The sequence below is a fragment of the Kineococcus halophytocola genome, from assembly GCF_041276425.1.
GTDB lineage: Bacteria > Actinomycetota > Actinomycetes > Actinomycetales > Kineococcaceae > Kineococcus > Kineococcus halophytocola.
In genome coordinates this window covers 139,448-164,494 of the sequence record NZ_JBGFTU010000007.1, presented here as the reverse complement: position 1 = coordinate 164,494, position 25,047 = coordinate 139,448, and the positions used below count along the sequence as shown (strand labels likewise).

General features: G+C 77.4%; 22 protein-coding genes. 11 read left to right on the top strand and 11 right to left on the bottom strand.

The features are described from left to right. Positions 1 to 73 precede the first annotated feature (73 nt). A complete protein-coding gene (locus AB2L27_RS08005) occupies positions 74 to 661 on the top strand; it encodes a PPA1309 family protein (protein WP_370440945.1) in 588 nt (195 codons plus the stop codon). A gap of 10 nt (positions 662 to 671) precedes the next feature. On the opposite strand, the gene AB2L27_RS08000 is transcribed toward AB2L27_RS08005, so the two are convergent. Then, entirely contained in the window at positions 672 to 1,823 is a 1,152-nt protein-coding gene (locus tag AB2L27_RS08000; RefSeq protein WP_370440944.1) for a YlbL family protein, read from the bottom strand. Between the two features lie 175 nt (positions 1,824 to 1,998). Here AB2L27_RS08000 and AB2L27_RS07995 point away from each other — a divergent pair, with 175 nt between their 5' ends. Next, positions 1,999 to 3,621, top strand: coding sequence for a zinc-dependent metalloprotease (locus AB2L27_RS07995; protein ID WP_370440943.1), 1,623 nt, complete (start codon positions 1,999 to 2,001; stop codon positions 3,619 to 3,621). Between the two features lie 10 nt (positions 3,622 to 3,631). On the opposite strand, the gene AB2L27_RS07990 is transcribed toward AB2L27_RS07995, so the two are convergent. Beyond that, positions 3,632 to 4,291, bottom strand: a complete 660-nt coding sequence (locus AB2L27_RS07990; RefSeq protein ID WP_370440988.1) for a M48 metallopeptidase family protein — start codon at positions 4,289 to 4,291, stop codon at positions 3,632 to 3,634. A gap of 320 nt (positions 4,292 to 4,611) precedes the next feature. Here AB2L27_RS07990 and AB2L27_RS07985 point away from each other — a divergent pair, with 320 nt between their 5' ends. Together AB2L27_RS07985 and AB2L27_RS07980 are read left to right on the top strand one after the other, a co-directional pair. Beyond that, positions 4,612 to 4,770: a DUF5679 domain-containing protein gene (locus AB2L27_RS07985; protein ID WP_370440942.1), complete on the top strand. Its 159-nt coding sequence runs from the start codon at positions 4,612 to 4,614 to the stop codon at positions 4,768 to 4,770. 104 nt (positions 4,771 to 4,874) lie between these two features. Beyond that, positions 4,875 to 5,675 (top strand): hypothetical protein, encoded by an 801-nt coding sequence (locus AB2L27_RS07980; RefSeq protein WP_370440941.1) that lies wholly within the window; start codon positions 4,875 to 4,877, stop codon positions 5,673 to 5,675. Between the two features lie 8 nt (positions 5,676 to 5,683). On the opposite strand, the gene AB2L27_RS07975 is transcribed toward AB2L27_RS07980, so the two are convergent. The 3 genes from AB2L27_RS07975 to AB2L27_RS07965 form a co-directional block, all read right to left on the bottom strand. Beyond that, a complete protein-coding gene (locus tag AB2L27_RS07975) occupies positions 5,684 to 5,893 on the bottom strand; it encodes a hypothetical protein (protein ID WP_370440940.1) in 210 nt (69 codons plus the stop codon). A gap of 38 nt (positions 5,894 to 5,931) precedes the next feature. Continuing rightward, positions 5,932 to 6,198: a WhiB family transcriptional regulator gene (locus AB2L27_RS07970; RefSeq protein ID WP_370440939.1), complete on the bottom strand. Its 267-nt coding sequence runs from the start codon at positions 6,196 to 6,198 to the stop codon at positions 5,932 to 5,934. 615 nt (positions 6,199 to 6,813) lie between these two features. Continuing rightward, on the bottom strand, positions 6,814 to 8,925 hold the full coding sequence (locus AB2L27_RS07965) for an ATP-dependent helicase (protein ID WP_370440938.1): 2,112 nt from the start codon (positions 8,923 to 8,925) through the stop codon (positions 6,814 to 6,816). Between the two features lie 215 nt (positions 8,926 to 9,140). Here AB2L27_RS07965 and AB2L27_RS07960 point away from each other — a divergent pair, with 215 nt between their 5' ends. Further along, positions 9,141 to 9,401 carry a mycoredoxin gene (locus tag AB2L27_RS07960; protein ID WP_367639428.1) on the top strand — a complete coding sequence of 87 codons (261 nt, stop codon included), beginning with the start codon at positions 9,141 to 9,143 and terminating at the stop codon, positions 9,399 to 9,401. A gap of 86 nt (positions 9,402 to 9,487) precedes the next feature. Further along, positions 9,488 to 10,039 (top strand): nucleoside/nucleotide kinase family protein, encoded by a 552-nt coding sequence (locus AB2L27_RS07955; protein WP_370440937.1) that lies wholly within the window; start codon positions 9,488 to 9,490, stop codon positions 10,037 to 10,039. Between the two features lie 22 nt (positions 10,040 to 10,061). Here AB2L27_RS07955 and nudC read toward each other — a convergent pair whose 3' ends face one another. Beyond that, the gene (gene nudC, locus AB2L27_RS07950) at positions 10,062 to 11,033 is read right to left on the bottom strand and encodes an NAD(+) diphosphatase (protein ID WP_370440936.1); all 972 of its coding nucleotides are present in this window, start codon (positions 11,031 to 11,033) and stop codon (positions 10,062 to 10,064) included. A gap of 41 nt (positions 11,034 to 11,074) precedes the next feature. Between nudC and AB2L27_RS07945 the strand changes: the two genes are divergently transcribed. Genes AB2L27_RS07945 through AB2L27_RS07935 form a run of 3 tightly spaced genes read left to right on the top strand, consistent with a single transcriptional unit; the run spans position 11,075 to position 13,606 of the window. Further along, positions 11,075 to 11,998, top strand: coding sequence for a phosphotransferase (locus tag AB2L27_RS07945; protein ID WP_370440935.1), 924 nt, complete (start codon positions 11,075 to 11,077; stop codon positions 11,996 to 11,998). Positions 11,999 to 12,003: 5 nt separating this feature from the next. Further along, complete coding sequence (locus AB2L27_RS07940; protein WP_370440934.1) at positions 12,004 to 12,783, top strand: endonuclease/exonuclease/phosphatase family protein; 780 nt, start codon at positions 12,004 to 12,006, stop codon at positions 12,781 to 12,783. Positions 12,784 to 12,823: 40 nt separating this feature from the next. Next, entirely contained in the window at positions 12,824 to 13,606 is a 783-nt protein-coding gene (locus AB2L27_RS07935) for an NAD-dependent epimerase/dehydratase family protein (RefSeq protein ID WP_370440933.1), read from the top strand. Between the two features lie 21 nt (positions 13,607 to 13,627). Here the strand turns inward: AB2L27_RS07935 and AB2L27_RS07930 are convergent, their stop codons facing one another. From AB2L27_RS07930 to AB2L27_RS07910, 5 genes are all read right to left on the bottom strand, one after another. Beyond that, entirely contained in the window at positions 13,628 to 17,008 is a 3,381-nt protein-coding gene (locus AB2L27_RS07930; RefSeq protein ID WP_370440932.1) for an ATP-dependent helicase, read from the bottom strand. Next, the gene (locus AB2L27_RS07925; protein WP_370440931.1) at positions 17,008 to 20,418 is read right to left on the bottom strand and encodes an ATP-dependent helicase; all 3,411 of its coding nucleotides are present in this window, start codon (positions 20,416 to 20,418) and stop codon (positions 17,008 to 17,010) included. Before AB2L27_RS07925 ends, AB2L27_RS07930 begins: the two co-directional genes overlap by 1 nt. Before the next feature lie 76 nt (positions 20,419 to 20,494). Then, positions 20,495 to 21,433: a methylenetetrahydrofolate reductase gene (locus AB2L27_RS07920; RefSeq protein ID WP_370440930.1), complete on the bottom strand. Its 939-nt coding sequence runs from the start codon at positions 21,431 to 21,433 to the stop codon at positions 20,495 to 20,497. Continuing rightward, positions 21,430 to 21,786 (bottom strand): MGMT family protein, encoded by a 357-nt coding sequence (locus AB2L27_RS07915; RefSeq protein WP_370440929.1) that lies wholly within the window; start codon positions 21,784 to 21,786, stop codon positions 21,430 to 21,432. The genes AB2L27_RS07920 and AB2L27_RS07915 overlap by 4 nt, the downstream gene beginning before the upstream one ends. A gap of 67 nt (positions 21,787 to 21,853) precedes the next feature. Further along, on the bottom strand, positions 21,854 to 22,663 hold the full coding sequence (locus tag AB2L27_RS07910; RefSeq protein WP_370440928.1) for a DUF3152 domain-containing protein: 810 nt from the start codon (positions 22,661 to 22,663) through the stop codon (positions 21,854 to 21,856). Positions 22,664 to 22,830: 167 nt separating this feature from the next. Between AB2L27_RS07910 and AB2L27_RS07905 the strand changes: the two genes are divergently transcribed. Together AB2L27_RS07905 and AB2L27_RS07900 are read left to right on the top strand one after the other, a co-directional pair. Next, entirely contained in the window at positions 22,831 to 23,055 is a 225-nt protein-coding gene (locus tag AB2L27_RS07905; protein WP_370440927.1) for a DUF3107 domain-containing protein, read from the top strand. 281 nt (positions 23,056 to 23,336) lie between these two features. Beyond that, complete coding sequence (locus tag AB2L27_RS07900) at positions 23,337 to 25,004, top strand: DEAD/DEAH box helicase (RefSeq protein WP_370440926.1); 1,668 nt, start codon at positions 23,337 to 23,339, stop codon at positions 25,002 to 25,004. The last annotated feature ends 43 nt before the right edge of the window (positions 25,005 to 25,047 follow it).

Here is a 25,047-nt window from a genome sequence, read left to right as displayed (position 1 = left end):
CCGATCGTGACCTGATCGTCACCTGACGCTCGCGGTCGGTGCCCACCGGGGCGGCCGTGGGACGATCGGGGCCGTGAGTCCCGACGTCAGCCCTCCCTCCACCCCCGTGTCCCCCCGGCCCTCCGGGCTGTGGCGGACGGTCGCCGAGATCGAGCGCCACGTGGCGGCGGACGGCTGGGGGGCGCCGCTGCGCCTGTTCGCCCTGGTGCGCACGGCCGACGCCCTCGAGCGCGACCCGGGCCTGGCCCGGCGGCTGCCGCCGAACGTCCTGGAGGAGGCCCGCGCCGACCCCGACCACCTGACCTCGGTGGAGCAGGAGGGGGTGCCGGCCCTGGAGGACCTCGACGAGCTGCTCGGGCAGCTGGCCTGGCCCGCGGGCGTGGACGGGGCCGCGCTGGTCGTGGAGAAGATCCTCGTGCCGCCGGACGCCGAGGCCGAGGTCCGCGCCGCCACCTCCAGCGACGACGAGGAGGGCCGGGCCCGTGCGCTGGCCGCGCACCCGCTGGCCGAGGACGTGCGGATCGCCGTCGGCGTCCTGCGCGACGGCCGGCACGAGTGCGCCGTGCGGTCGCGCTCGAAGGACTCCGACGGGGAGGTCGCCACGGGCGCCGACCTCGTCCCCGGCCTCGTGGGGGCGCTGGCGGCCACCCTGCGCGACTGAGGCGCTCCGGTCAGGGGGCCTCGCACGTCGGCAGCGTGGCCCCCCGGCCCGCCCCGATCGCCTCGACGGCCGAGCGCGCCTCGTGCAGCGTCGAGACCGGCACGACCGTGATCCCCGGGGGCGTGACCCCCGCGACCTGCGCGCACTCCGCGCGCGGGGCCAGGAACCAGCGCGCCCCGGCCTCGTGGGCGCCGATGACCTTCTGCCGCAGGCCGCCGATCTGCAGCACCGTGCCGTCGGCGGCGATGGCGCCGGTGCCAGCGACGTGCTGACCGCCCGTCATCGCCCCCGGGGTCAGCTCGTCGACGATGGCCAGGGCGAACATCGTGCCCGCGCTCGGCCCGCCCACGTCGTCGATCGCGATGTCGATGGCGAAGGGGAAGTCGTAGTCGACGTGCGGGGAGATCCCCAGCAGGGTCGTCCCGTTCGCCGAGACCGTCCGCGTCGTCACCGTGCGGGGCTCACCGCCGCGGGTGAGGCCGAGGCGGACCTGCGCGCCGGCCGGCAGCGCGCGGACCGCGGCCTGCAGCGCCGGGAAGTCCGGGACGTCGCGGCCGTCGACGCTCGTGATCACGTCCCCCGGCCGCAGCACCCGCGCGGCCGGGACCGAGCCGTCGACCTCCTCGACCCGGGTCGTGGTCGTGCTCGGCACGTCGATGCCCAGCTCGGTCAGGGCCGCGACCTTGGCGTTGGTCTGCGAGCCGGTCATCTCCGCGGCCGACCGGGCGTCGGCTTCCTGCCGGGACTGCTCCGGCGGGAAGTACAGGTCGCGCGGGACCACGGTGACCGTCGGGTCGAGCCAGTCCAGCAGCGTCTCCCCCAGCCCCATCTCCAGCCCGGGCCCCCCGCGCAGCGAGACCGTCGTCAGGTCCAGCCGGCCCTCGGTGGGGTAGGTGGGCGCACCGGAGATCTCCACCAGCCCCGCACCCCCCGACGGGCTGCCCACGACGTCGGTCACCGGCCCCGGGCTCAGGGCCACGTACGGGGCGTGCACGATCCCGAAGACCGCCGCGAGCGCGACGGCGGCGAAGGCCGACACCGACAGCAGGGTGCTGCTCGCGCCCATCGCGACCGCCCGCTCGGGGCCACCGGGACCGTCCCGGGGGGTGGGCGGGTGCTCGGGGGTGGCCCCCGCGGGGTCCGGGACCGGGTCGCTCGCCACCGGGGCACTCTACGGTCGGCGCCTGGACGTGCGGTGGGAGGCGGGGCGGTGGCCGGTGGGGCTCGTTCGCCCACGGCCGAACCGGCCCCGCCGGCGGAACGGGTGGCCCCCGCCGCTCGTCGGGTCAGGGGCGGGAGGCCATGATGGACCCGCAGGTCGAGGAGCGGAGGACACGGTGGGCCAGCGAGACGACGTGACGCCGGGCGAGGAACCGGACGACGGGCGCGAGCGTCCCGAGGACGGCCAGGAGGGCTCCGGCGGGCAGTCCGGCGGGCAGGAGGAACGCGGCGGTCAGCCCGGGTTCCGCCCCTCCGGCACGCCCGGCAGGGAGCCGGAACCGCGCAGCGGCGACTCCGGCGGGCCGGCCAACCCCCTGGAGGAGCTCCTCGGTCCCCTCTTCGGCGGCCAGTTCCCCGGTGGTCCGGGCGGTGCCGGCGGTGGTCTCCCCGGTGGCTTCCCGGGTGGCTTCCCCGGTGGGCTGCCGCAGGGCATCCCGGGCTTCGGCGAGGCCGGGTTCGACCCCGCGATGATGGGCCAGATCCTGTCCCAGCTGCAGAAGTTCCTGTCCACCCCCTCCGACGCCCCGGTGAACTGGGACGTCGCGCACGACCTGGCGCGCCAGGCCGCGGCCGCCAAGGGCGACCCCACTCCGCACGCGGTGGACCGCCGCGAGGTCGACGACGCCCTGCGGGTGGCCGACCTGTGGCTCGACGGGGTCACCGACCTCGCCCAGGCGGCGACGTCGCTGGAGGCGTGGAGCCGCGCGGAGTGGGTCGAGAAGACGATGCCGGTGTGGCGCCAGCTCGTGGAGCCGATCGCCACGAACGTGGCCTCGGCCATGGGCGAGGCGATGGCCTCCCAGGCCCCGCCGGAGATGGCCGCGATGCTCGGCTCGGCCGGGGCCATGCTCCGCCAGGTCGGCGGCGGGGTCTTCGGGATGCAGGTCGGGCAGGCCGTCGGCCAGCTCGCCGGTGAGGTGCTCTCGACCACGGACGTCGGGCTGCCGCTGTCCCCCACCGGCCGGGCCGCGCTGCTGCCGGAGAACGTGCGCGCCTTCGCCGACGGCCTCGAGGTCCCGATCGACGAGGTCCGCCGCTACCTCGCCCTGCGCGAGACCGCCCACCAGCGCCTGTTCGCCCACGTGCCGTGGCTGCGCTCGCACCTGCTGGGCTCGGTGGAGTCCTTCGCCCGCGGCATCTCCGTGGACACCGACCGGATCGCCGAGGCCGCCCGGCAGGTGGACCCCTCCAACCCGGAGTCGCTGCAGGAGGCCATGCAGTCGGGCATCTTCGAGCCGGAGAGCAGCCCGGAGCAGAAGGCCGCCCTGGCCCGGCTCGAGACCGCGCTGGCGCTCGTGGAGGGCTGGGTCGACCACGTCACCGACGAGGCGGCCCGGAACGTCCTGCCGCACGCCGACGCGCTGCGCGAGACCCTGCGCCGCCGGCGCGCCACCGGCGGGCCGGCCGAGCACGCGTTCGCCGTCCTCGTCGGGCTGGAACTGCGCCCGCGCCGCGCCCGCGAGGCCGGCGCCCTGTGGGAGCAGCTGCTGGCCCGTGGCGGCCGCAGCGCGCGGGACGCGGTCTGGGACCACCCGGACCTGCTGCCCGTGGCCGACGACCTCGACGACGCCGCCGCCGCGACCCGCTTCGTGGACCGGCGCCTGGAGGGGGCGGCCCCCCGCGACGGGGAGCAGGGCGAGGACGACATGGACGCCGCGCTGCGCGAGCTGCTCGACGGCGGCGACGGCGGTGGCGACGGCGGTGGCGACGGCAGCGACGACGGGCAGCGGGGGGACTGAGCCCCCCGGCTCAGCCGGTGGTGGGCAGGACGTCGGGGGCGACCCGGTCCGCCCCCACCGCGCCGCCGGCCGGGCCCGTCACGTCCTCGACGTCCCCGAGGTCCTCGACGTCGGCCGGTTCCGCGGTCCCGTCGCCCTCGTCGTCCCGGTCGTGGTGGCCGGGGCCCTCGTGCCCGGTCGCGTGGTCGATGCCGGCGAGGAACCCGCGGGCGCGCTCGGTCCGGGGGTAGGACTCCAGCAGCCCCCAGAACTGGGGTGAGTGCGTCGGGACGAGCAGGTGGGCCAGCTCGTGCAGGAGGACGTAGTCCAGGACCCAGCTGGGCATCCCCTGCAACCGGCTGGACAGCCGGATGCTCGCGTCGGCCGGTGTGCACGAGCCCCACCGGTGGTGCTGGTTGTCGACCCACGTCACCGACCGGGGCCGGGCCAGACCGTCGAGGTGGCGGCGGGACAGGTCCCGCGCCCGCTCCAGCAGGTCCCCGTCCAGGGGGTTGCGGCGCCGGTCGGCGGCCTCGAGCCGGCTGACCATCCGCTCGACCCACTCGCGCTCCTCCACGGAGCTGAACCGGGCCGGGATGAGCACGACCGTGCGGTCGCCGTCGCGGTAGGCCGAGACCGTGCGGGTGCGGCGCCGGCTGCGGCGGACGTCGACGTCGCGCAGGTCCAGCACCGCCGCGTCCCCGAGGGTGGGGTCGAGAGCAGGGTGCGGGACCTCGGCCACGGAGCCGTCCACACCGGCGGAGGCCGCGCCGAGGACCGCTGCACCGTCCTGGTGAGCCCTCACCTCCGGCAGGTTACCCTGCGCACCCCGCCGCGGGCCCCGTCGTGATCAACACGACACCGGCCGTGACCGACGACCCGGGCCGCACGGGCGCACCCGCCCCGACGCGCCCCGCGCCCCCGCACGGGGCACCATGCCGACAACGGCCCGGCCCACCCGGGTGCTGGGCCGACGACCAGCCGACGACCAGCCGACACCGAGGAGGGCCCGTGAGCGACACCTGGAGCGGGGAGTTCTACTGCGTCAAGTGCAAGGACAAGCGCGAGGCGGAGGGTCAGGTCGTGGAGACCAACGGCCGGCGGATGGCGAAGGGCACGTGCCCGGTGTGCGGGACCAACCTCAACCGCATCCTCGGCAAGGCCGGCTGAGCCCCTCCCCGGTCCGGGCGCCCCTGTGGACGGGCGCCCCTGTGGACGAGCGCCCCTGTGGACGAGCGCCGGGGCCGGCGGGACGGCTGCGGCACAGTGGCCGCGTGCCCGAGCGTGCCCCCGCCCCCACCCGCCGCAGCCCACCCGTCCCCGCCGGGGTGCCCGTCGTGCGGCGTCCCGACGGGCTCGTGCAGGTGGGGGCCTCGCCCCGGACGGCGGTGCTGCACACCGGTGAGGACGGGATCGGCCCACCGGGCGGGACCGGGGCGGACGGGCTGACCGACGAGGTCCTGGCCTGGGCGGTCTACGACCCGGCCGGCCCCGCCCCGGCGGTCCGCGCACGCGGCCGAGAACGGGCGGCCGTGGCCGTGGCCGGGTCGAGCGCCGTCGTCGACGCCCTCGTCCCGCTGCTGGCCGCGGCCGGGGTGGGCCGGCTCGTGTGCGACCGGCCGCTGCCGGGCACGACCCCCTCCCAGCGCCCCGCCGACCTGCTCGTGCTCGTCGCCGAGCACGCGGCCGACCCGGTGGTCCTGGACGGGGTGCAGGCCGACGGCGTGCCGCACCTGTCGGTGGTGCTGCGCGACACCGACGCGCTGGTGGGCCCGCTCGTGCTCCCCGGGCGCTCGGCGTGCCTGCGGTGCCTGGACCGGTGGCGCACCGACGCCGACCCCCTGTGGCCCGACGTGCGCACGGCCCTGGTGGACGGGCCGCGCCGCCCGACCGACGCGGCCACCGCCGGGGTGCTGGCCGGTCTGGTCGCGCTGCAGGTCCTGGCCCACCTCGACGGGGGCCGGGCCACCGCCGTCGGCGCGACGCTGGAGCTGCTGCTGCCCGAGGGCCGGGTGCGGTACCGCTGGTGGCGGCCGCACCCGGCGTGCGGGTGCGTGGACCTGCCGGTCCCGTGAGGCGCTCCTCAGGTGAGGAGGAGAGCGCGCTCGGGCACGGTGACGTCCCCGGTGAGCTCGGCCGCGCGGTCGGCGCGGACCGCGAGCACGAGCGCGCGCCGGGCGGCGACCTCGGCCCGCCGGCGGGCCCGCAGCGCGCGGGCGGCGCGGATGCGGGCGGCGTCGCGGTGGGCGGTGGCCAACCGTTCCCGGAGCAGGTGTTCCTCGACGTACGACATGGCGACTCCTGGTGCTCTCACGTGGTGTCCCCGTCCGCTCAGGCGGCGACGGGGTGCTGGCGGGGGCGTCCGCGCGGACGCTTGCGGGGGACGACGACCCCGGCGAGCACGAGCTGCCCGCCCCAGACGCCCCAGGGCTCGGCGCGCTCGAGAGCACCTGCGAGGCAGGCGTTCGCGAGCGGGCACTCCTGGCACAGCGACTTGGCGAGCTCGACGTCCTCGGGCTTCTCGGCGAACCACAGCTCGGAGTCGAAGCGGCGGCAGGGCAGCGGGTCCGGCGTGGGGCGGCGGGTCACGCCGCTCACCTCCTTCTCTCGTCCGGTGGTTCCGGTGGTGCGGGTGCTCGGTCGGGTCCGGCGGGTCGTGGGCTGGGTGGTCAACTGTTTCTCCGGCGGTGGTGGTTCGGCGTCGAAGAGCCCACGAACGCAGAATGGCCGCGGACCCGAGGTGTCGGGATCCGCGGCCAGGAGGCTGCCGGTCTGGAGCTAGACCGGTGGACTCGAGGCTGAGGGTCCCGCAGACGGGAAGGAGGGGGCGCCGTAGGCACCCGCGTCATCGATGCGCAGACGCCCGACCATCGCCGGGAGCAGGCGCACTCCACCCTTGGTCGTGACCGGGGTGGACGCGTGGCTGGGTTCCCACGCGGGGCAGGCGAGGGCCGGGACGGAGACGCGGACGGTGGCGACGGCGATCGGCGAGATCTGCGTCGTCGCGATCTGCGTGGTGTTCGTGGTGGTGTCCACCGTTCCGCCCCCCTCTCGTGCGCGTCCGCGCGGACCGGAGTGGCCGCGCCGTGGTGATCCTGACTCTAGGGGCACCCGCGCGCGGACGACAACGCCTTTTTCCGCGCGTCGTCCGACCGGGTTTCCCGACCGGTTTCAACCACCTCTTGAACCGTTGCGGCGCAACGGATCAGGGGGTCAACCGGCGAGAACTTCCAGGACGTCGTCGCCGTACTTCTCCAGCTTGGACGGGCCGACGCCCCCGATGCGCGACAACTCGGCCGTGCTGCCCGGCACGGCCTCGGCGATGGCCATGAGGGTCGCGTCGGTGAACACGACGTACGCCGGGACCTCCGCCGCCTTCGCGGTGGCGCTGCGCCACTCGCGCAGCTTCTCGAACACCGCCTCGTCGTAGCTGGCGGGGCAGTCGGCGTGCCGGCGCAGCTTGCGGTCCACCGCCACGCTCAGCGCGCCGCCGCACACGCGGCACGTCATGGGACCGGAGCTGCGCTGCTTCGCCGACCCGCCGGCGGCCGGGCGACGACCCGCGGGGGTGGCCTGGGGGCGGACGGCGTCGAGGAACCGGGAGGGTTTGCGGGTGGCCCGGCCCCCGGGGGTCCGCGAGTTCGCCCAGGACAGGTGGATGCCCTCCCGGGCCCGGGTGACGCCCACGTACAGCAGCCGGCGCTCCTCCTCCACCTCCTCCGGCGTCTCGGCGAAGGAGATCGGCAGCAGCCCCTCGCTGACCCCCACGAGGTGCACGACGTCCCACTCCAGGCCCTTGGCGGCGTGGAAGGAGGCCAGCGTCACCCCGTCGACGGTCGGGGCGTGCTGGGCCTGGCTGCGTTCGAGGAGCTCCTCCACGAGGTCGGCCACCGTGGCGCCGGGCCGCTTCTGGGCCAGCTCGTCGGCCAGGACCACCAGGGCCTGCAGCGACTCCCACTTCTCCCGCGTCGCGCCCGCCGCCGTGGGCGCCGTCGGGGACCACCCGGCCGACCCCAGCACCGCGCGGGTCTCCTCGCCCAGGTCGTGCCCGGGCAGCGCCGACCGCGCCGCCCCGCGCAGGAGCACGACGGCGTCGCGCACCTCCTTGCGGGAGAAGAAGCGTTCCCCGCCGCGCACCACGTAGCCGACCCCGGCGTCGGCGAGCGCCGACTCCAGGGCCTGGGACTGCCCGTTGGTGCGGAACAGGACCGCGACGTCCTTGGCCGAGCGTCCGGCGCGGATCTCGGCGGCGATGCGCGCGGCGACGCCGGACGCCTCGGCCACGTCGTCGTCGTAGGCGGTGAACGACGGCGGCGGCCCCGAGGGGCGCTGGGCGATGAGCTCCAGGCGGGCGCGGGCGTGCAGACCGGTGGCCTGGGAGAGCACGGAGTTCGCCAGCTGCACGACCTCGGGGGTGGAGCGGTAGTCGCGCACGAGCCGCACGACGGTGGCACCGGGGTGACGGCGGGGGAAGTCCAGCAGGTGCTCGGGGGTGGCCCCGGCGAAGGAGTAGATGGTCTGGCTGGCGTCGCCGACGACGCACAGGTCCTGCCGGCCCCCCAGCCACAGGTCCAGCAGCCGCTGCTGCAGCGGGGAGACGTCCTGGTACTCGTCGACGACGAAGTGCCGGTACTGCTCGCGGACGGTCGCGGCGACCTCGGGCCGCTCGTCGAGGATGCCCGCCGTCAGCAGCAGGACGTCCTCGAAGTCGATGACCGCGCGGTCGGTCTTGACGTCCTCGTAGGTCCGCACGACCCGGGCCACGGTCGCCAGGTCCAGCCCCCCGGGCTCCCCGCGCCCGGCCGCGGCGGCGACCCGCACGTAGTCGTCGGGGTCGACGAGCATGACCTTGGTCCACTCGACCTCGGCCGACAGGTCGCGCACCCGCGTCCGGTCGGCCTGGATGCGCAGCCGGTGGCAGGCGTCAGCGACCAGGGAGGCCTTGTGCTCGACCAGGTTCGGCAGCGTCCCGCCGATGGACTGGGGCCAGAAGAACTGCAGCTGGCGCAGCGCGGCGGCGTGGAAGGTACGGGCCTGCACGCCCGCGACCCCCAGGTCGCGCAGCCGGGTGCGCATCTCCCCCGCGGCGCGGGCGGTGAACGTCACGGCGAGGACGCGGTTGGGGACGTAGGCGCCGGAGTGCACGCCGTAGGCGATGCGGTGGGTGATGGCCCGCGTCTTGCCCGTGCCGGCCCCGGCCAGCACGCAGACCGGGCCGTCGAGCGTCGTCGCCACCTGGCGCTGCTCGGGGTCCAGCCCGTCGAGCACGCCGTCGGCGTCCTGGCGGGTCGCGCGGGTCGTCGGGTTCGTCGTCACGTCGGTCATCGCCCCGGCATCTTCCCCCACGCCGCGGGTGCTGCGCCGCACCCGGGGCGGCGCGGTGTGGACGACGGGGTTCCTCGCGGCCTGTGGGGACGGGCGTGGGTGACCCGGCGGGCCGGGCGGCGCAGGACCGGGGAAGATGCGGGCGGGCGCCGCGGTTGCACGGGGCGTCAGCGATCCACAGCCCGTGGTGAGGACGAACGAAGGAGCGGGACGACGTGTCCACGATCGAGGCCCCGGCGGCCGGCAGCGTCACCATGTTCACGACGACGTGGTGCGGGTACTGCCGCCGCCTGAAGTCGCAGATGGACCGCGAGGGCATCAGCTACTCCGAGGTCAACATCGAGGAGGTCCCCGACGCGGCCGAGTACGTCATGCAGGTCAACGGCGGCAACCAGACCGTCCCGACCCTGCTGTTCCCCGACGGCTCCGCGGCCACCAACCCCTCCCTGGCCGAGGTGAAGGCCAAGCTCTCCTGACGGGCTCCACGACGAGCACCTTCCGGCCCACCGGTCCGCGCGAGTTCGCCGACCGGTGGGCCGCGTCGTTGCCGCCGGGGGCCCGGGTGGGCGTGGACGGGGCCGTCGACGCCGACACCGCCTGGTACGCCGGGCACCTGGCGCAGGCGCTGCGCGAGGCGGCGCGGCCGGTCCTGCTCACGACGTGGCAGGGGTTCTGGCGACCGCGCTCGCTGAGGTTCGAGTTCGGCCGCGAGGACCCCGACGCCTACCTCGAGGGCTGGCTCGACGTGCCCGGCCTGTACCGGGAGGTCCTCGAACCGCTCGGTGCGCCGACCGGGCGGTGGTGGGTGCCCTCGCTGTACGACCCGGGCACCGACCGCGCCTCCCGCGCGCGGCGCGAGGACGTGCCCGACGACGCCGTGCTGGTGCTCGCCGGGTCGTTCCTGCTGACGAACACCCTGCGGTGGGGTTTCGACGCCGTCGTGCACCTCACGACGTCGCCGGCGGCGATCCGCCGCCGCGTGCCCGCGCAGGACGCCGACCGGGTCGTGGGCGGCTGGCAGCGCTACCTGGCGGACGAGGACCCGGCCGAGGCGGCGAGCGCCGTCCTGCGGTGCGAGGACCCCCGCCACCCCGCGGAACTGCTGCGGGAGTAGCGAAGGTCCTCCGACCGGCCCCTCAGACCCAGGGCCGGTCCTCCACCGGCAGCGGCCCGCCGTACCAGGCCTCGATGAGCCGGCGCGCGATCGAGACCCCCGGGGGCGGCAGGACCCCACCGGTGCGCAGCTCCTCGGCCAGTTCCTCCCGGGAGAACCAGCGGGCCAGGGCGATCTCGTCGCCGTCGACCTTGATGTCCGTCGTCACCGCGCGGGCCGCGAACCCCACCATGAGGCTGGCCGGGAACGGCCACGGCTGGCTGCCGAGGTAGCGCACGTCCTCGAGGCCGGTGCCGATGACGATGCCGGCCTCCTCGAACGCCTCCCGGCGCACGGTGTCCTCGAAGCACTCCCCCGGTTCCACGAAACCGGCCAGCACCGAGTAGCGGTTCGCCGGCCACACCGGCTGGTGCCCCAGCAGCAGGCGGTCGTCCGGGGAGATGATCGCCATGATCACCGCGGCGTCGGTGCGCGGGAAGTGCTCCCGCCCGTCCGGCTCGGTCTTCACCCAGCCCGACGTCGTCGCCGTCAGCGGCTGCCCCGTGCGCGGGGAGAACCGGGTCACCGCGTGCCAGTTGCCCATCGACAGCGCCTCGGTGAACAGGCCCGCGTCGCGGGCGGTCAGGTGCTCGCCCACCTCGCGCAACCCGCGCCACTCCTCCCCGCCGGCCGCGCCGTCGGTGCTCTCCGGCTCGGCCTCGGTGGAGATGACCGCGACGTGGTGCACGCCGTCGTCGACCCCCAGGTACAGCTGCAGGTCCTCCGCCCCCGGGTCCGGGACCTCGGCGGGGGCGCGCAGCACGAGCCGCAACCCCTCGGGGGTGGTCACGACGGGGGCCCGGCCGGCGTGCACGCGCAGGACGCGGGTGTCCGGGGAGGCCCACAGGTCGGCCAGCCGCGAGGCCGGCGCGCGGTCCACCCCGTTGCGGTCCAGGTGCTGCCGGGACAGGGCGAGGTCGGGCAGCGGAGGGCTCGGGAGCGGCACGGGGGTCACACCTGCACCCTAAGCAGGCCGCCGCGCAATACCGTGGGGGCGTGCCCGCCCGCTCCCCCCGCGTCCTCGCCGCCCTCGCCACCGCCGCCGTCCGCACCCTGGACGTGGTCGCGGCCGGCCCGGCCGAGGAGGACGGCGCGGACTTCGACGTGGCGCTCGCGGTGGGCGCCGACGGCACCCGGTACGTCGTGCGCGCCCCGCGCCGGGCCGCGGCCGCGGCCGCCCTCGACGCCGAGGTCGAGCTGCTCGCCGGGCTGCACCGGCTGCACGAACCGCTGTCCTTCGCCGTGCCCGAGGTCGCCGGGACGCTCGCGCTGCCCGACGGCGGCCGCTGCGTCGTGCACCCCGAACTGCCCGGTCACCCGCTCGACCCCGGCGCGCTGCGCCCGGGTCCGGGCCTGGCCGCCTCCCTGGGGACCGGGCTGGCCGCCCTGCACCAGATCGACGGGGCGGTCTTCAGCGAGGCGGGCGTGCCCGTCTACGACGCCGAGGAGTACCGCCGCCGCCGGCTCTCGGAGCTGGACCGCGCCGCCGGGACCGGGCACGTGCCGCCGCGGCTGCTGACCCGGTGGGAGGCGCTCATGGAGGACGTGACGCACTGGCGGTTCGCCGCCACCCCCGTCCACGGCGACCTCGTGGGCGAGCACGTCCGCACCGACGGCGAGCGGCTCACCGGCGTCACCGGGTGGGTCGACGCCAAGATCGCCGACCCGGCCGACGACTTCGCCTGGCTGGCCGTGGGTGCCGACCCCGACGCGCTGGAGTCGGTCCTGGAGGCCTACGCGCACGCCCTGCCCGAGCCCCCCGACCCCGACCTGCTCCTGCGGGCCCGGCTCGCCGGGGAGCTGGCCCTGGCCCGCTGGCTGCTGCTCGGGCTGCGCACCGAGGACGCCGAGATCGTCGAGGACGCCCGGCGGATGCTCGACGAGCTCGCCAGCCACGCCGACGCCACCCCCCTGGGCTGAGCGGGGTGCGTCTGCGGCTGGCCTCGGTCAACGCGGCCTCGGGACGGGACCTGCGCAGCGGCCGGGTCGACACCGGCGCCCTGGTGCGGGCCGTGGCGCGGCTGGACGCCGACGTCGTCGCCGTGCAGGAGGTCGACCACCTGCTGCCCCGCAGCGGCGGGGCCGACCAGACCGCCGAGCTCGCGGCCGGGCTGGGCGCCCACGGCTGGTTCGCCGCCACCGTCCACGGCACCCCCGGTGCGCCGCGAGGGGTCCGCGACGCCCACCGGACGGTCCCGGGCGAACCGTCCTACGGCATCGCCCTGCTGGTGCGCGGCGGGTACGACACCGCGCTGGGGTTCCGGGAGCTGCGGATGCCGGCCGGTCGCGGGCGGCTGCCCGTCCTGGACCCCGCCTCCGGTCCGCGCCTGGTGCCCGACGAGCCGCGCGCCGTCGTCGCGGCGGTCCTGCCCACCCCGGCCGGCCCGCTGAGCGTCCTGGGCACCCACCTGTCCTTCACGCCCTGGCAGGCCGGGCGGCAGCTGCGCGCGGTGCGCGACTTCGCCCGCACCCTGCCGCGGCCGCTCGTGCTGCTGGGCGACCTCAACCTGCCCCCGGGGATCGTGCGGCGCGTGCTGCCCTGGCGCCCGCTCGTGACCGGCCCGACGTTCCCGGCGCCCTCCCCGAAGGTCCAGCTCGACCACGCCCTGGCCGACGGCCTCGACGAACGGGTCCGCGTCGAGGCGCGCATCGAGCAGGTCGGCGGCAGCGACCACCGGGCCGTCGTGGTCGACCTGCACCTGTGACCCTCTCGCCGGCCCCGGCCCGGCGTGCCAGGGTCGGGACGTGACCGCCCCCCTGCTCCTGACCGGCGCGTCCGGGAACGTCGCGCGGCTGCTGCTGCCGGCGCTGCGGGACCGGCCGCTGCGGCTGCTGGACCGGACGGCCCCGGCCGAACCGGACGGGGTCGAGCCGGACGGGGCCGAGGTGCTCACCGGGGACCTGGGCGACCGCGACCTGCTCGCCCGGGCCGTCGAGGGGGTCGACGCCGTCGTGCACCTGGCCGGCGACCCCAGCCCCACCGCCACGTGGGAGGAGCTGCGCGGCCCGAACGTCGACGGGTTCGCCGCCCTGCTGGGGGCCGCGGCCGAGGGCGGGGTCCGCCGGGTCGTCTACGCGAGCTCGGTGCACGCGATGGGCCGCTACGAGGTGGCCGGGCACGTACCGGTCGACCCGGCCCGGGCCCCGGCCCCGTGCTGCGCGTACGGGGCGACGAAGGCGTTCGACGAGGCCGTCGCGGGGGTGTTCGCCCACCGGTGGGGGCTCAGCACGATCGGCCTGCGGCTGGGGGCCACCGTCCCGGTGCCGACGAAGCGCAGCCAGCTCGGGGGCTGGCTCGGGCCGGCGGACCTGCGCGAGCTGGTGACGCGGGCGCTGAGGACGCCCGTCGTCACCGGCGTCTACCCCGCGGTCTCGGGCGCCGAGCACCCGCACTGGGACCTGCGGACCGCGACGGCCGACCTCGGCTACCGGCCGCGCCTGGACTCGCGCGAGCACGCCGGGGCCGTCGAGGACGACGGGACGGACGTGGCGACGTGCCCGTCGCCCGGCCACGCCCCGTCCCGCTGACCGTGCCGCTGACCGGCCCGCTCACCCCTCCGTCGCCGCGGGCACCGACCGGACCAGCCGTTCGAGGTCACCGGCGTCCAGCAGGTCCACCGGTCGCACGGTGTCCCCGGTGGAGGCGTAGAAGAACGCCGCGCTGACGTCCTCCAGCGGGACGCCGTGCCAGCGCGACCAGGCCAGCCGGTAGACGGCGAGCTGGACGTCGCGGGCCCGGGCCGCGGCCCCCTGCGGGGGACGGCCCGTCTTCCAGTCCACGACGTCCCACCGGGTGCGCCCGTCCTGACCCGTCGTGGCGAAGACGGCGTCGATGCGCCCGCGCACCACGAGGTCGGCCACGGGCGTCTCGACGGACACCTCGACGGCCACCGGGTCCCGCCCGGCCCACTCCGAGGCCAGGTAGGTGCGCTGCATCGCCTCCAGGTCGCGGTCGTCGCCGGCGTCCTCGTCGGCCGAGCCGGGCAGGTCCACCAGGTCCAGCAGCGAGCTGGCCGTGAACCGATGCTCCAGCCAGGCGTGGAACGCCGTGCCCCGCCGGGTCGCCGGCCGCGGTTCCAGCGGCACGGGCCGGCGCAGCTGCAGCGCCAGCGCGTCCGGGTCCTGCGCCAGCGCGACGAGCCGGGAGGCCGACAGGTGGGCGGGCAGCAGGACCCCCGGCGCCTGGTGGGCCGCGGCGCGCTCGGCCAGCAGCAGGGCGGTCTGCTCCCGCCAGGCCCGCACCTCCTCGTCGCCCTCCCCCTCGCCCTCCCCCTCGGCGGCCGCCGGCCCGTCCCCGGCCAGGGCGGCGCGCACGAGCGCGGCACCGGCGTCCACCTCCACCCGCCGCGAGGCCAGCGGGTCCAGCGGCCACACGACGCGCTGCGGGTTCGCCGTGCGCGGGTTCACCGCGTCCGGCTCGGGTCGCGCGGCCGGGGGCAGCGACACCAGCCCGGGCACGGTGCCCGGTGGCGCCTGGAGGACCTCCAGGAGGAACCGCGAAGGGTCCCGGGGCCTGGTGGCCTGGTCCCAGTAGGCCCCCGACAGCAGCAGCTCCTCCTTGGCGCGGGTGAACGCGACGTAGGCCAGGCGCCGCTCCTCGGCGAGCTGGTGCTCCCCGCAGGCGGCGAGGAACTCCTCGCGCGCGGCGTTGAGCTCCTGCTGCGTGGAGGCCGAGGTGATGGCGAACTCCGGCAGGCTCGCGCGGTCCCCGCGCAGCGGGTACGGCAGCACCCCGAGCGAGCTGGCGCCCCCCAGCCAGCCGGGGGCGGTCTCGCCCGTGGCCGGGAAGCTCTTCTCCACCAGCCCCGGCACGGCGACCACGTCCCACTCCAGGCCCTTGCTCGCGTGGACCGTGAGCAGCTGCACGGCGTCGGTGGCGACGTCGGCGGCGCCCGGTTCCAGGCCCCGCTCGCGGATCTCGGCGGCGTCGAGCCAGGCCAGGAAACCGCCCAGGCCCGGCCGGGGCGCACCGGCCGAGAAGGACGCGGCGGCGTCGGCGAGGGCGTCGAGGTTGCCGCGCGCGGTGGAGGGTGGACCGCCCGGGCGGGCCGCGACCTCGACGTCCAGCAGCAGCGAGCGCTCGACCTCCCCCACCAGGTCGGCCACCGGCAGGTGGGTGCGCGTGCGCAACCGCCGCAGCGTCCCGGCCAGGCGCGCCAGGCGGCGCAGCGCGCGCGGTGACAGCCCCCGCCCGTCCGGGCCGGTCCACCCCGTCGGCGGCAGCTCGTCCAGGGCCTCCACCAGGCTCACCGCCTCGACCTCGTCGGGCAGCACGACGACGTCGACCGGGTCCAGCTCCTCGCCCGCGCCGTCCGGGTCCGGGGCGTCCGGGTCCACGGCGTGGGTGCGGCGGCGCTGCAGCTGGCGCGCCCACGCGCCGAGCGCGGCCACGTCCCGGGGGCCGAGCCGCCAGCGCGCCCCCGTCAGCAGGCGCGCGAGGTGGTCCCCGCGGCCGGGGTCGTGCAGGACGTGCAGCGTGGCGACGACGTCGGCGACCTCCGGGGTCGACAGCAGACCGCCCAGACCGACGACCTGGACCGGCAGACCGGCCTCGCGCAACGCGCGCTGCAGGACGACGAACTGCGAGCGCTTGCGGCACAGCACCGCGGCGGTCCGGCGCGGGCGCACCTCGGCACCGGGCACCCGGCGCGCGGCGGCCAGCCGCTCGGAGTCGGCCCGCCACACCTCGGCGATCCTCGCCGCGACCTCGGCCGCCTCCTCCTCCACGGTCGTCGCGAACGCCGTGCGGACCCGGCCCGTGCCCGCCCCCGGGCGCGGGCGCAGGACGGCGACGGTGCCCGCCTCCAGGGCCTCGTTCAGCGGCCCGGCCACGACGTTGGCCGCGGCCAGGACCCCGACGTCGTTGCGCCAGCTCGTGGCGAGCGGGAGCCGGGCGGCGGGGGTGTCGTCGGCGCGCCGGAAGTGCGCGGGGAAGCTCACGAGGTTGCCCGCGCTGGCCCCGCGCCAGCCGTAGATCGACTGGTGGGGGTCGCCCACGGCCGTGACGGGGTGCCCGTCGCCGAACAGCGCGCGCAGCAGCGCGAGCTGGGCGTAGCTGGTGTCCTGGTACTCGTCGAGCAGGACGACGCGGTGCCGCGCCCGTTCGGTGGCGGCCACGGCGGGCACCTCCCGGGCCAGCCGGGCCGCCACGAGCACCTGGTCGCCGAAGTCGAGCTGGTCGGCCTCGCGCTTGCGGCGCTGGTACTCCCGCAGCAGCGGGACGACCTGGGCGCGGGCCTGCTGGACCCCGAGCAGGGCCGCGACCTTGGCGTAGGGGGCACCGGGGACACCGGCGCCGTACCGGGCGAGGGACTTGTCGTCCTTGGGCAGCGTCCGCACGAACGCCTCGACCTCGGCGACGAAGCCGACGACGTCCTCGGCCTCGACGAGGTGCTCGGCGCACTCCCCCGCGAGCTGCAGGAGGGCCGCGGTCAGCGTCGCGGGGGCGGCGTCGACGGCGGGCAGGTCCCCCCGCCACGTCTCCACCACCTCCGAGGCGAGCTGCCACGCCCCGGCGTCGGACAGCACCGTCGACTGCGGTTCGACGCCCAGGCGCAGGCCGTGGTCGCCCACCAGGGAGGCGGCGTAGGCGTGGTACGTCGAGACGACCGGTTCGCCCTCGCCCAGCCCGTCACCGGTGCCGGACCCCGGCGCCAGGCCGTGGGCCCGCAGGGCCCGCAGCCGGCGGCGCACGCGTTCGGCGAGCTCGCCGGCGGCCTTGCGCGTGAAGGTGAGCCCGAGGACGTCCTCGGGGGCGACGAGGCCGTTGGCCACGAGCCACACGACCCGCGAGGACATGGTCTCGGTCTTGCCCGAGCCGGCACCGGCGACGACGAGCAGCGGCTCGACGGGGGCCTCGATGACGGCGACCTGCTCCGGGGTCGGGGCGGGCCGGCCCAGCCGGGCGGCGATCTCCAGGGCGGTGGGCATCAGCGGTCCCCCTCCTGCACGACGCTGCGGCCGGCGTCCTGGGCCGGGCAGGAGCTGACCACCGGGCAGGAGGCGCAGTGCGGGCCCAGGACGGCCTCGAAGGTGGCGGCGGCCATCCCCGCGGCCGCGTGCTCGACGAGCTCGCGGGCCCAGCCGGGGTCCTCGTCGTCGTCGAGGGCGACCTGGTGCTGCTGCGGCGCCTTCTTCTGCGTCCCCCCGAGCTGGACGAGGGCGGCCCCGCCCGGGACCGGGGCGGCGCCGCCGGTCGAGGGGAAGGCCCCCTCCTGCGCCGCGAGCTGGTACACGCCGAGCTGCGGGAGCCGGGCCACGTCGGCCGCCGACGGTTGCGCCCTGCCCGTCTTGAGGTCCACCACGACCGGGCGCCCCGCGGCGTCGCGCTCGAGCCGGTCCACCCGGCCGCGGATGCGGGCCCGCCCCACGGTGACGTCGACGTCGAGCTCGACGCCGACGAGCGTGCGCCCCGCGCGGCGGGCCTCGCGGTAGTACTCGGCCAGCTTGTCGACCATCCCCTCGGCGCGGGCGCGGGCGGTGTCGGCGACCCAGCCGTCGGGCAGCCCCAGGGTGGGCCACAGCACGTCCAGGCGCCGGCGCAGCTCGAACGCGTCCGCCTCGGGCGCCTCGGCGGCGATGCGGTGCACGAGGGTGCCGATCGACTGGCCCGCGGAGTCCGCCGGCCGCGCCCCGGAGCTCTCCAGCAGCCAGCGCAGCCCGCACCGCTCGAAGCTCTCCACCCGCGAGGGCGAGACCGCGACCGGGTCCTGCGGGGCGTGCAGCGGGCCGTCGTCGGTCAGCTCCTGCAGGCCGTACCAGTCGCCGGGGTCGGCGCCGGGCACCCCGGCGCGGGCCAGCTCGGCCAGCCGCGCGGCGGCGGCCGCCCGCCGCGCCGGGGTCTCCAGGGCCGCGGGCGCGCAGACCACCTGCCGCAGGCGCGCCACGAGCGCGGGCAGCGAGACGGCGCGCGGGACCGGGGTCAGGGGGCGTTCGTCCTCGCCGTCCTCCCCCGCCGGGGCGGCGACGGTCGCGCGGTCGGCGACGAGGTCGACGAAGGCGGAGGGCCGTTCGTCCTCGGCGCGCACGGCGGTCACGACGAGCTCCTCGCGGGCGCGGGAGACGGCGACGTGGAACAGCCGCAGCTCGTCCTCCAGCACGGCCCGGCGGGCACCGGGCCCCTCGCTGTCGCGGCCCTCCAGGACGTCGACGAGCGCCTGGGCGCCCAGGAGGGACCCTCGCAGGCGCAGGTCGGGCCAGACCCCCTCCTGCAGGCCGGCGACGACGACGAGGTCCCACTCCCGGCCCACGGCGCCCTGCGGTGTCGTCAGCGTCACCGCCCCGGCGTCCGGGGCGCGGTCGGCCAGGGTGTCCGAGGGGACCTCGGCGGTGCGCAGCTGCTCCAGGAACCGCTGCGCGCTGCCGGCGCCCGGGAAGCGGTCCACGAAGCGGCCGGCGGCCTCGAACAGGGCCAGGACGGCGTCGAGGTCGCGGTCGGCGCGGCCGGCGTCGGCGCCCTCCAGGGTGCTGCCCGCGAGCGCCGACCGCTGCCAGCGCTCGGCCAGGCCGGAGGCGTCCCACAGCGCCCACAGCACCGTCTCGGCCGAGGCGTCGGCGGCCAGGGCGGCGCGGCGGCCGGCGCGCAGGACGGCGGCGACGCGCTGGGCGGGGACCAGCGCGGGGTCCTGCGCCCGCACGCGCGCCAGATCCCCGGCGGGCCCGTCCCCGGCGGGCCCGTCCCCGGAGGGCTCGACGGGATCGGCGTGCGGGGCGGCGAGCACCTCGGCCAGCGCGGCGGTGAGCACGACGTCGCTGCTGCGCCCGCCGCCGTCGGCCCGTTCGCTGCGCCGCAACGACTGCCGCAGCCGGCGCAGGGCCACGACGTCGGCGCCGCCGACCGGGGAGGTGACGAGCTCGTGGACCACGGCCTCGGTGAGCTCGGTGGGGTCGAGCACCACGGCCAGGGCCGCCAGCAGGGGCCGGACGGCCGGTTCGTCGCGCACGGGGACCTCGGCCAGCGGGACGGCCAGCGGCACCCCGGCGTGGGTGAGCCCGCGCCGCAGGGCGGCGGTGTGCCCGGCCGAGCGCACCACGACCGCCATCTGCGACCACGGGACGCCGTCGAGCAGGTGGCGGCGGCGCAGGCGCTGGGCGACCCAGGCGGCCTCCTGGGTGGGCGACCCCAGGACGGCGACCTCGACGCGGCCCTGCCCGGTGCGGGCCGGGGCGGCCGCCCGCTGCGGGGCACCGCCCAGGGCGCCGACCCGTTCGGCCACCGCGCGGGTGACGGCGCGCAGCCGTGGCCGCTGGCGGTGGTCGGTGCCCAGGACGACCGTGCGCGCGGGCGTGCCCCGGACGGCGAAGCGGTCGGCGAGGGCGGAGGCCGCGCGGGCGTCGGCCCCGCGGAAGCCCTGCGTGACGCTGTCGGGGTCGGCGGTCAGGACGAGGTCGCGGCCGCCGGCGACGGCCTCGAGCAGCCGCAGCCCGGCCTCGGACAGGTCGTGGGCGTCGTCGACGGCCACGAGGTCCCAGCGCTCGCGCTCGGCGGCGAGCAGGCCCGGGTCGGCCCGCAGGGCGGCCACGGCCTCGTCGACGACGGCCGCGGGGTCGTACGCCTCGGCGCGCCCGAGGGCGTTGACCTCCAGGTACTCCTCCAGCACCGCGGCCCCGGCGACCCACTCGGGCCGGCCGTGGCGGCGGCCGAGGGCCGCGAGGTCCTGCTCGCGCAGCCCCCGCTCGACGGCGCGCATCAGCAGGTCCCGCAGCTCGTTGCGGAAGCTGCGCAGGCCCCAGGAGGCGCGCGGGACGTCGCCGGGCCAGTCGGGGGCGGTGAGCGCGCCGGTGAGGTCCGGGGCACCGTCGACGTCGGCGTCGGCGTCGGGCAGCTCGCCGGGGACCCGCTCGGCGGTGACGGCCAGGTGACCGCGCAGGAGGTCGGCCAGGATCGCGTCCTGCTCGGCCCCGGAGATCAGCCGCGGCGGCGCGGCCCCCTCGTGGACGTGCACGCGCCGCAGCACGCCGAAGGCGTAGCTCTGGGGGGTGCGGGCCGCGGGCTGGCCCGTCGTGCGGCGCAGGGCGTCGGACAGGTCGTCGCGCAGCAGGTCAGCGGCCCGGCGCGTGGGGGCCAGGACGAGGACGCGGTCGGGGTCGACGCCGTCGCGCTCGACGCGGGCGGCGACCAGGGCGCGCAGCGTGCGCGTGCGGCCGGTGCCGGGGGCGCCCAGGACGATCAGGGGGCCGCTGCCGGGGCCGGTGGCGAGGACGGCGTCCTGGCGCTCGTCGGCCGCGGGGCCGTCGGTGACGACCGGTGCGGCGCGGCGCAGCCGGGGCACCGGCGGCCGGCGCGGGCCCTCGCCCCCGCCCGGCGGGTCCCCCGCTGCACCTGCGTCCCTCGCGTCCACCCTCAGCACCCCGTCATCGGACCACAGGGGTCCGACACGGGCCTGGACGGCGCCCGCGGAGCCGGCCCGGCACCGGTCAGCCGGCCCCACCGGCCCCGTCGGGAGCCCCGTCAGGAGCCCCCTCGGGACCGGCCAGACCGAGCTCGGTGACGAGCGCCTCGACGTTGGAGGCGGCATTGAGGGAGTACAGGTGCAGCACCTCCACGCCCTCGGCGAGCAGGCGCCGGCCGTCCTCGACCGCCACCTGCATCCCCTCCTCCCGGAAGGCGCCGCGGTCGTCGAGGAAGGGGTCGAGCCGGCGGTGCAGCCAGGACGGCTCGTGGCCGTCGGTCAGGCGGCGGGTCACCTCCAGCACGCGCGGGCTGGTGACGGGCAGCAGCCCCGGCAGGACGGGCAGGTCGGACCCGGCCGCCGCGAGGCGGTCGCGCAGCCGCAGGAAGTCCTCCACGTCGAACGTGAGCTGGGCGATGGCGAACCGCGCCCCGGCGGCCACCTTGCCGAGCAGGTGGCGCAGGTCGGTGTCCAGGTCGGGGGACTCCGGGTGCCCCAGCGGGAACGCCGCCACCCCGACGGTCCCGGCCCCGCGCTGCAGGGCCAGCCGGACGAGCTGGTCGGCGTGCTGCAGGCCCTCGGGGTGCGGTTCCCAGGGGGCGCGGGGGTCGCCGTCGGGGTCCCCCCGCAGGGCCAGGACGTCGCGGACGCCGCCGGCGACCAGCTCGTCGAGGACGTCGGCGAGCTCGGCGGTGGACTGGCCGACGGCGGTGAGGTGGGCCAGCGGGCGCACGTCGGTCTCGCGCACCAGCCGGGTCGCCAGCTCCACGCTGCCCGCGCGGTCGCCGCCGCCGGCGCCGTAGGTCACCGAGGCGAAGACCGGCCGCAGGGCCTGGAGCCGCTCGACGGCGCGCCACTGCCGCTCGGCGGTGGCCTCGTCGTGCGCGGGGGAGAACTCCACGGAGAACCGGCGGCGGGCGGCGCGCAGGTCGGCGACCAGGTCGCCCGGTCCGGGGGCGGTCACGGGGCACCCACCTCCTCCCACGGAGCCGTCCAGGCCGCCGCGTCCCAGCGGGCGCGGTCCAGGTCGACCCGGACGTCGGCGGGGTCGTGGGCCAGCCGGCGCAGCGGGGTGCCCTCGGCGCGCCAGTGGTCCAGGGCGCGCGGGGCCAGGGGCGGCGGCGCGCTGCCGTCGGCGCGCAGCACCCGCCACCACGGCGCGTCGGACCCGAAGCGGCGCAGCACGTTCCCCACGAACCGCGGCCCCCGGTCCCCCACCCGCGCGGCGACGTCGCCGTAGGTCAGGACCCGGCCGGTCGGGACGGCGTGGACCACCTCCAGGACCTCCTCGGCCCGGGCGGGCAGCGCGCTGTGCACCCGGGCAGCCTCTCAGAAGGGGCCGGTGGTGACGCGGCGGACGTCGAGGACGGGGTCGGGGACGGGGTCAGGGGTGGGGCCAGGGGTTGGGCAGCGCACCCTTCAGGCCCTTCGTCTGCTGCATCATCACCGGCGCGAGGCGCCCCGGGCCCGGCGCGGGGTCGTGCCCGTGGCCGAGGACGTGCCCGATCTCGTGGTTGACGACGTACTGCCGGTAGCCGGTGCGGTCCGGGCCGTAGTCCGGGATCGCGGTGACCCAGCGGTACCAGGTGAGGACGGCGGCGTCCCCGGACCGGCACGACAGGGTGCCTGTCGTGCGCAGCGGACGGCACAGCGCGGCGGAGGTGTCGGGCGTGGCCAGGACCAGGCGCATCTGCGCGTCGCCGTCGGTGCGCGCGAAGCTCATCGTCCCGCCGGCGCCCCAGCCGCGCGGGTCGTTGAGGACCCCGAGGGCGAAACCGGCGAAGGCGACCGGGTCCAGCAGGCCGGCGTCGAGGAGGTCCTGCTCGACCTCCACGCGCACGGTGCGCACCCGCGCCGACGGCGGGGCCTCGGAGGAGCCGGGGACGACGGTGAGGACACCGCCACCGGACTGCGGCACCCGGGCGCCCAGCACCCCGGCGCGCACGTCCTCCGCGGTGAGCCCCGGGGGCAGGGCGGGCGTGGACGGCGTGGACGGCGTGGACGGCGTGGACGGCGTGGCGGTCGCGGGGGCCGACGGTGCGGCGGGGGCCGTGGAGGTCTCGGCGGGGGTCCCGGCCGGAGCCGTCGAGGACCGCGCGGCCGTCGGGGTCCCGGTCGTGCAGCCGGCCAGGAACAGCCCCGCACCGCCGAGGAGCAGGGCGCGGCGGGCGGGAGCGGGGACGGCGGGAGGCACCCGCGCAGCATGCCAGCCGCGCCCGGCGGGAGGTCGCGGCGCGCGCCGACCGTCCGCCGGCAGCGAACCGGGCGACCGCCCGGCGCGGGCGGCGACTAGCGTGGAGCCGGAGCCGTCTCGGGCGAGACGGCGGCAAGTCCAGATCGGCGACCCGGGAGGGGACTGCGGTGGAGGTTCGGATCGGCGTGCAGAACGTCGCACGCGAGCTGGTGTTCGAGTCGGCCCAGACCAGCGAGGAGATCACGAGCGCCGTCTCGCAGGCGCTGTCGGCGGGAACGGTGCTGTCGCTGGCCGACGAGAAGGGCCGGCAGGTCGTGGTGCCGGCCGCCTCGATCGGGTACGTCGACATCGGCGCCCAGGAGAAGAGCCGGGTCGGCTTCGGCCTGAGCTGACCCCGGGCTGACCTCGAGCTCGACCTCGAGCTGACCCTCAGCCGGTCCCGCGCCGCGCCGCGGGACCGGCTGCTCCTCACCCCGGCGACGCAGCCGGTTACGATGGTCGGGTTCAGGGTTGCCCGGTCGCCAGTCACGATCGGCTGCCGACTGCCGCGACGCGGCTGCACGCCCCGCCTGACGACGCTCCCCGCCGGTGGCTCCGACTTCTCGCTGAGCCCCTGGGACGGGTCCTCCGCGGACGCGGACGCGGCCGCGCTCGCCCCTCGCACGGGAGACGCATGACCGACACGAGCACCACCAGCGACGAGAACCCCACGCCCGTCCTCCTCGACGAGCCCCCGGCCCCGCCCACGATCGGCACCTTCGCCGAGCACGGCGTCGAGCCGCGCATCGCCGCCTCGCTGGCCGGCGCCGGCATCACGACGCCCTTCCCCATCCAGGCCATGACGCTGCCGGTGGCGCTGACCGGGCACGACATCATCGGCCAGGCCAAGACCGGCACGGGCAAGACCCTCGGCTTCGGCGTGCCGCTGCTGCAGCGCACCGCCGTCCCCGGTGACGCCGGGTACGACGCGCTGAGCGCGCCGGGCAAGCCGCAGGCCCTGGTCATCGTCCCGACCCGCGAGCTCGCGACGCAGGTCGCCGGCGACCTCACCACCGCCAGCCGCTCCTACCCCGCGCGCATCCTCACCGTCTACGGCGGTCGCGCCTACGAACCGCAGATCGAGGCCCTCACCAAGGGGGTCGACGTCGTCGTCGGTACGCCGGGGCGTCTGCTGGACCTGGCCCAGCAGCGCCACCTGGACCTGTCCCACGTGATGTGCGTCGTGCTCGACGAGGCCGACGAGATGCTCGACCTGGGCTTCCTGCCCGACGTCGAACGCCTGCTGGCCCAGACGAACCCGGCCCGCCAGACGATGCTCTTCTCCGCGACGATGCCCGGCCCGGTCGTGGCGATGGCGCGCTCGTACATGCGCCAGCCGACCCACATCCGCGCGGTCGACCCGACGGACGACGGCGCGACCGTCGCCGCCATCACCCAGTTCGCCTACCGCACCCACGCCCTCGACAAGGTCGAGGTGCTGGCCCGGATGCTGCAGTCGACCGGTCGCGGGCTGACGATCATCTTCAGCCGCACCAAGCGCACCGCCGCCTCCGTGGCCGAGCAGCTCGTCGAGCGCGGCTTCGCCGCGGCCGCCATCCACGGCGACCTCGGCCAGGGGGCCCGTGAGCAGGCGCTGCGGGCGTTCCGCACCGGGAAGGTCGACGTCCTCGTCGCCACCGACGTCGCCGCGCGCGGCATCGACGTCGAGGACGTCACGCACGTCGTGAACTACCAGTGCCCCGAGGACGAGAAGGCCTACCTGCACCGCATCGGCCGCACCGGCCGGGCGGGCAACACGGGCGTCGCGGTCACGTTCGTGGACTGGGACGAGCTGCCGCGCTGGAGCCTCATCGACAAGGCCCTGGGCCTCGGCTTCGGCGAACCCGTCGAGACGTACTCCACCTCCCCGCACCTGTACGAGGACCTGTCCATCCCCGCAGGCACGACCGGCCGGCTGCCGCGGACCCAGCGCACGCGCGCCGGGCTGGAGGCCGAGCAGGTCGAGGACCTCGGTGAGGTCGGCGCCGCCAAGGGCCGGCGCGCCCGCTCCGGCGGGTCGGGCGGGTCGGGTGCCTCCCGCCGCGGCGGTCGCTCGTCCGGAGCGGAGGAGCAGCCGGAGGAGGGCGTCGTCGAGGAACGCGTCGAGCGTCCCCGCCGCACCCGGACGCGCCGGCGCACGCGCTCGGGCGTCGAGGTGGAGCCGGGCACCGGCACCTCCTCGGACGCGAGCGCGGACGCGGCTCCCGCCACCGACGCCGAGGCCGCCCCCGAGAAGGCCCCGCGCCGGCGTCGACGCACCCGGACGAGCACCGAGACGGCACCGGAACCGGTCGCCGACTGACGGTCCCCGCACGCGCGACGGGCCCCCACCCCGGCCGGGGTGG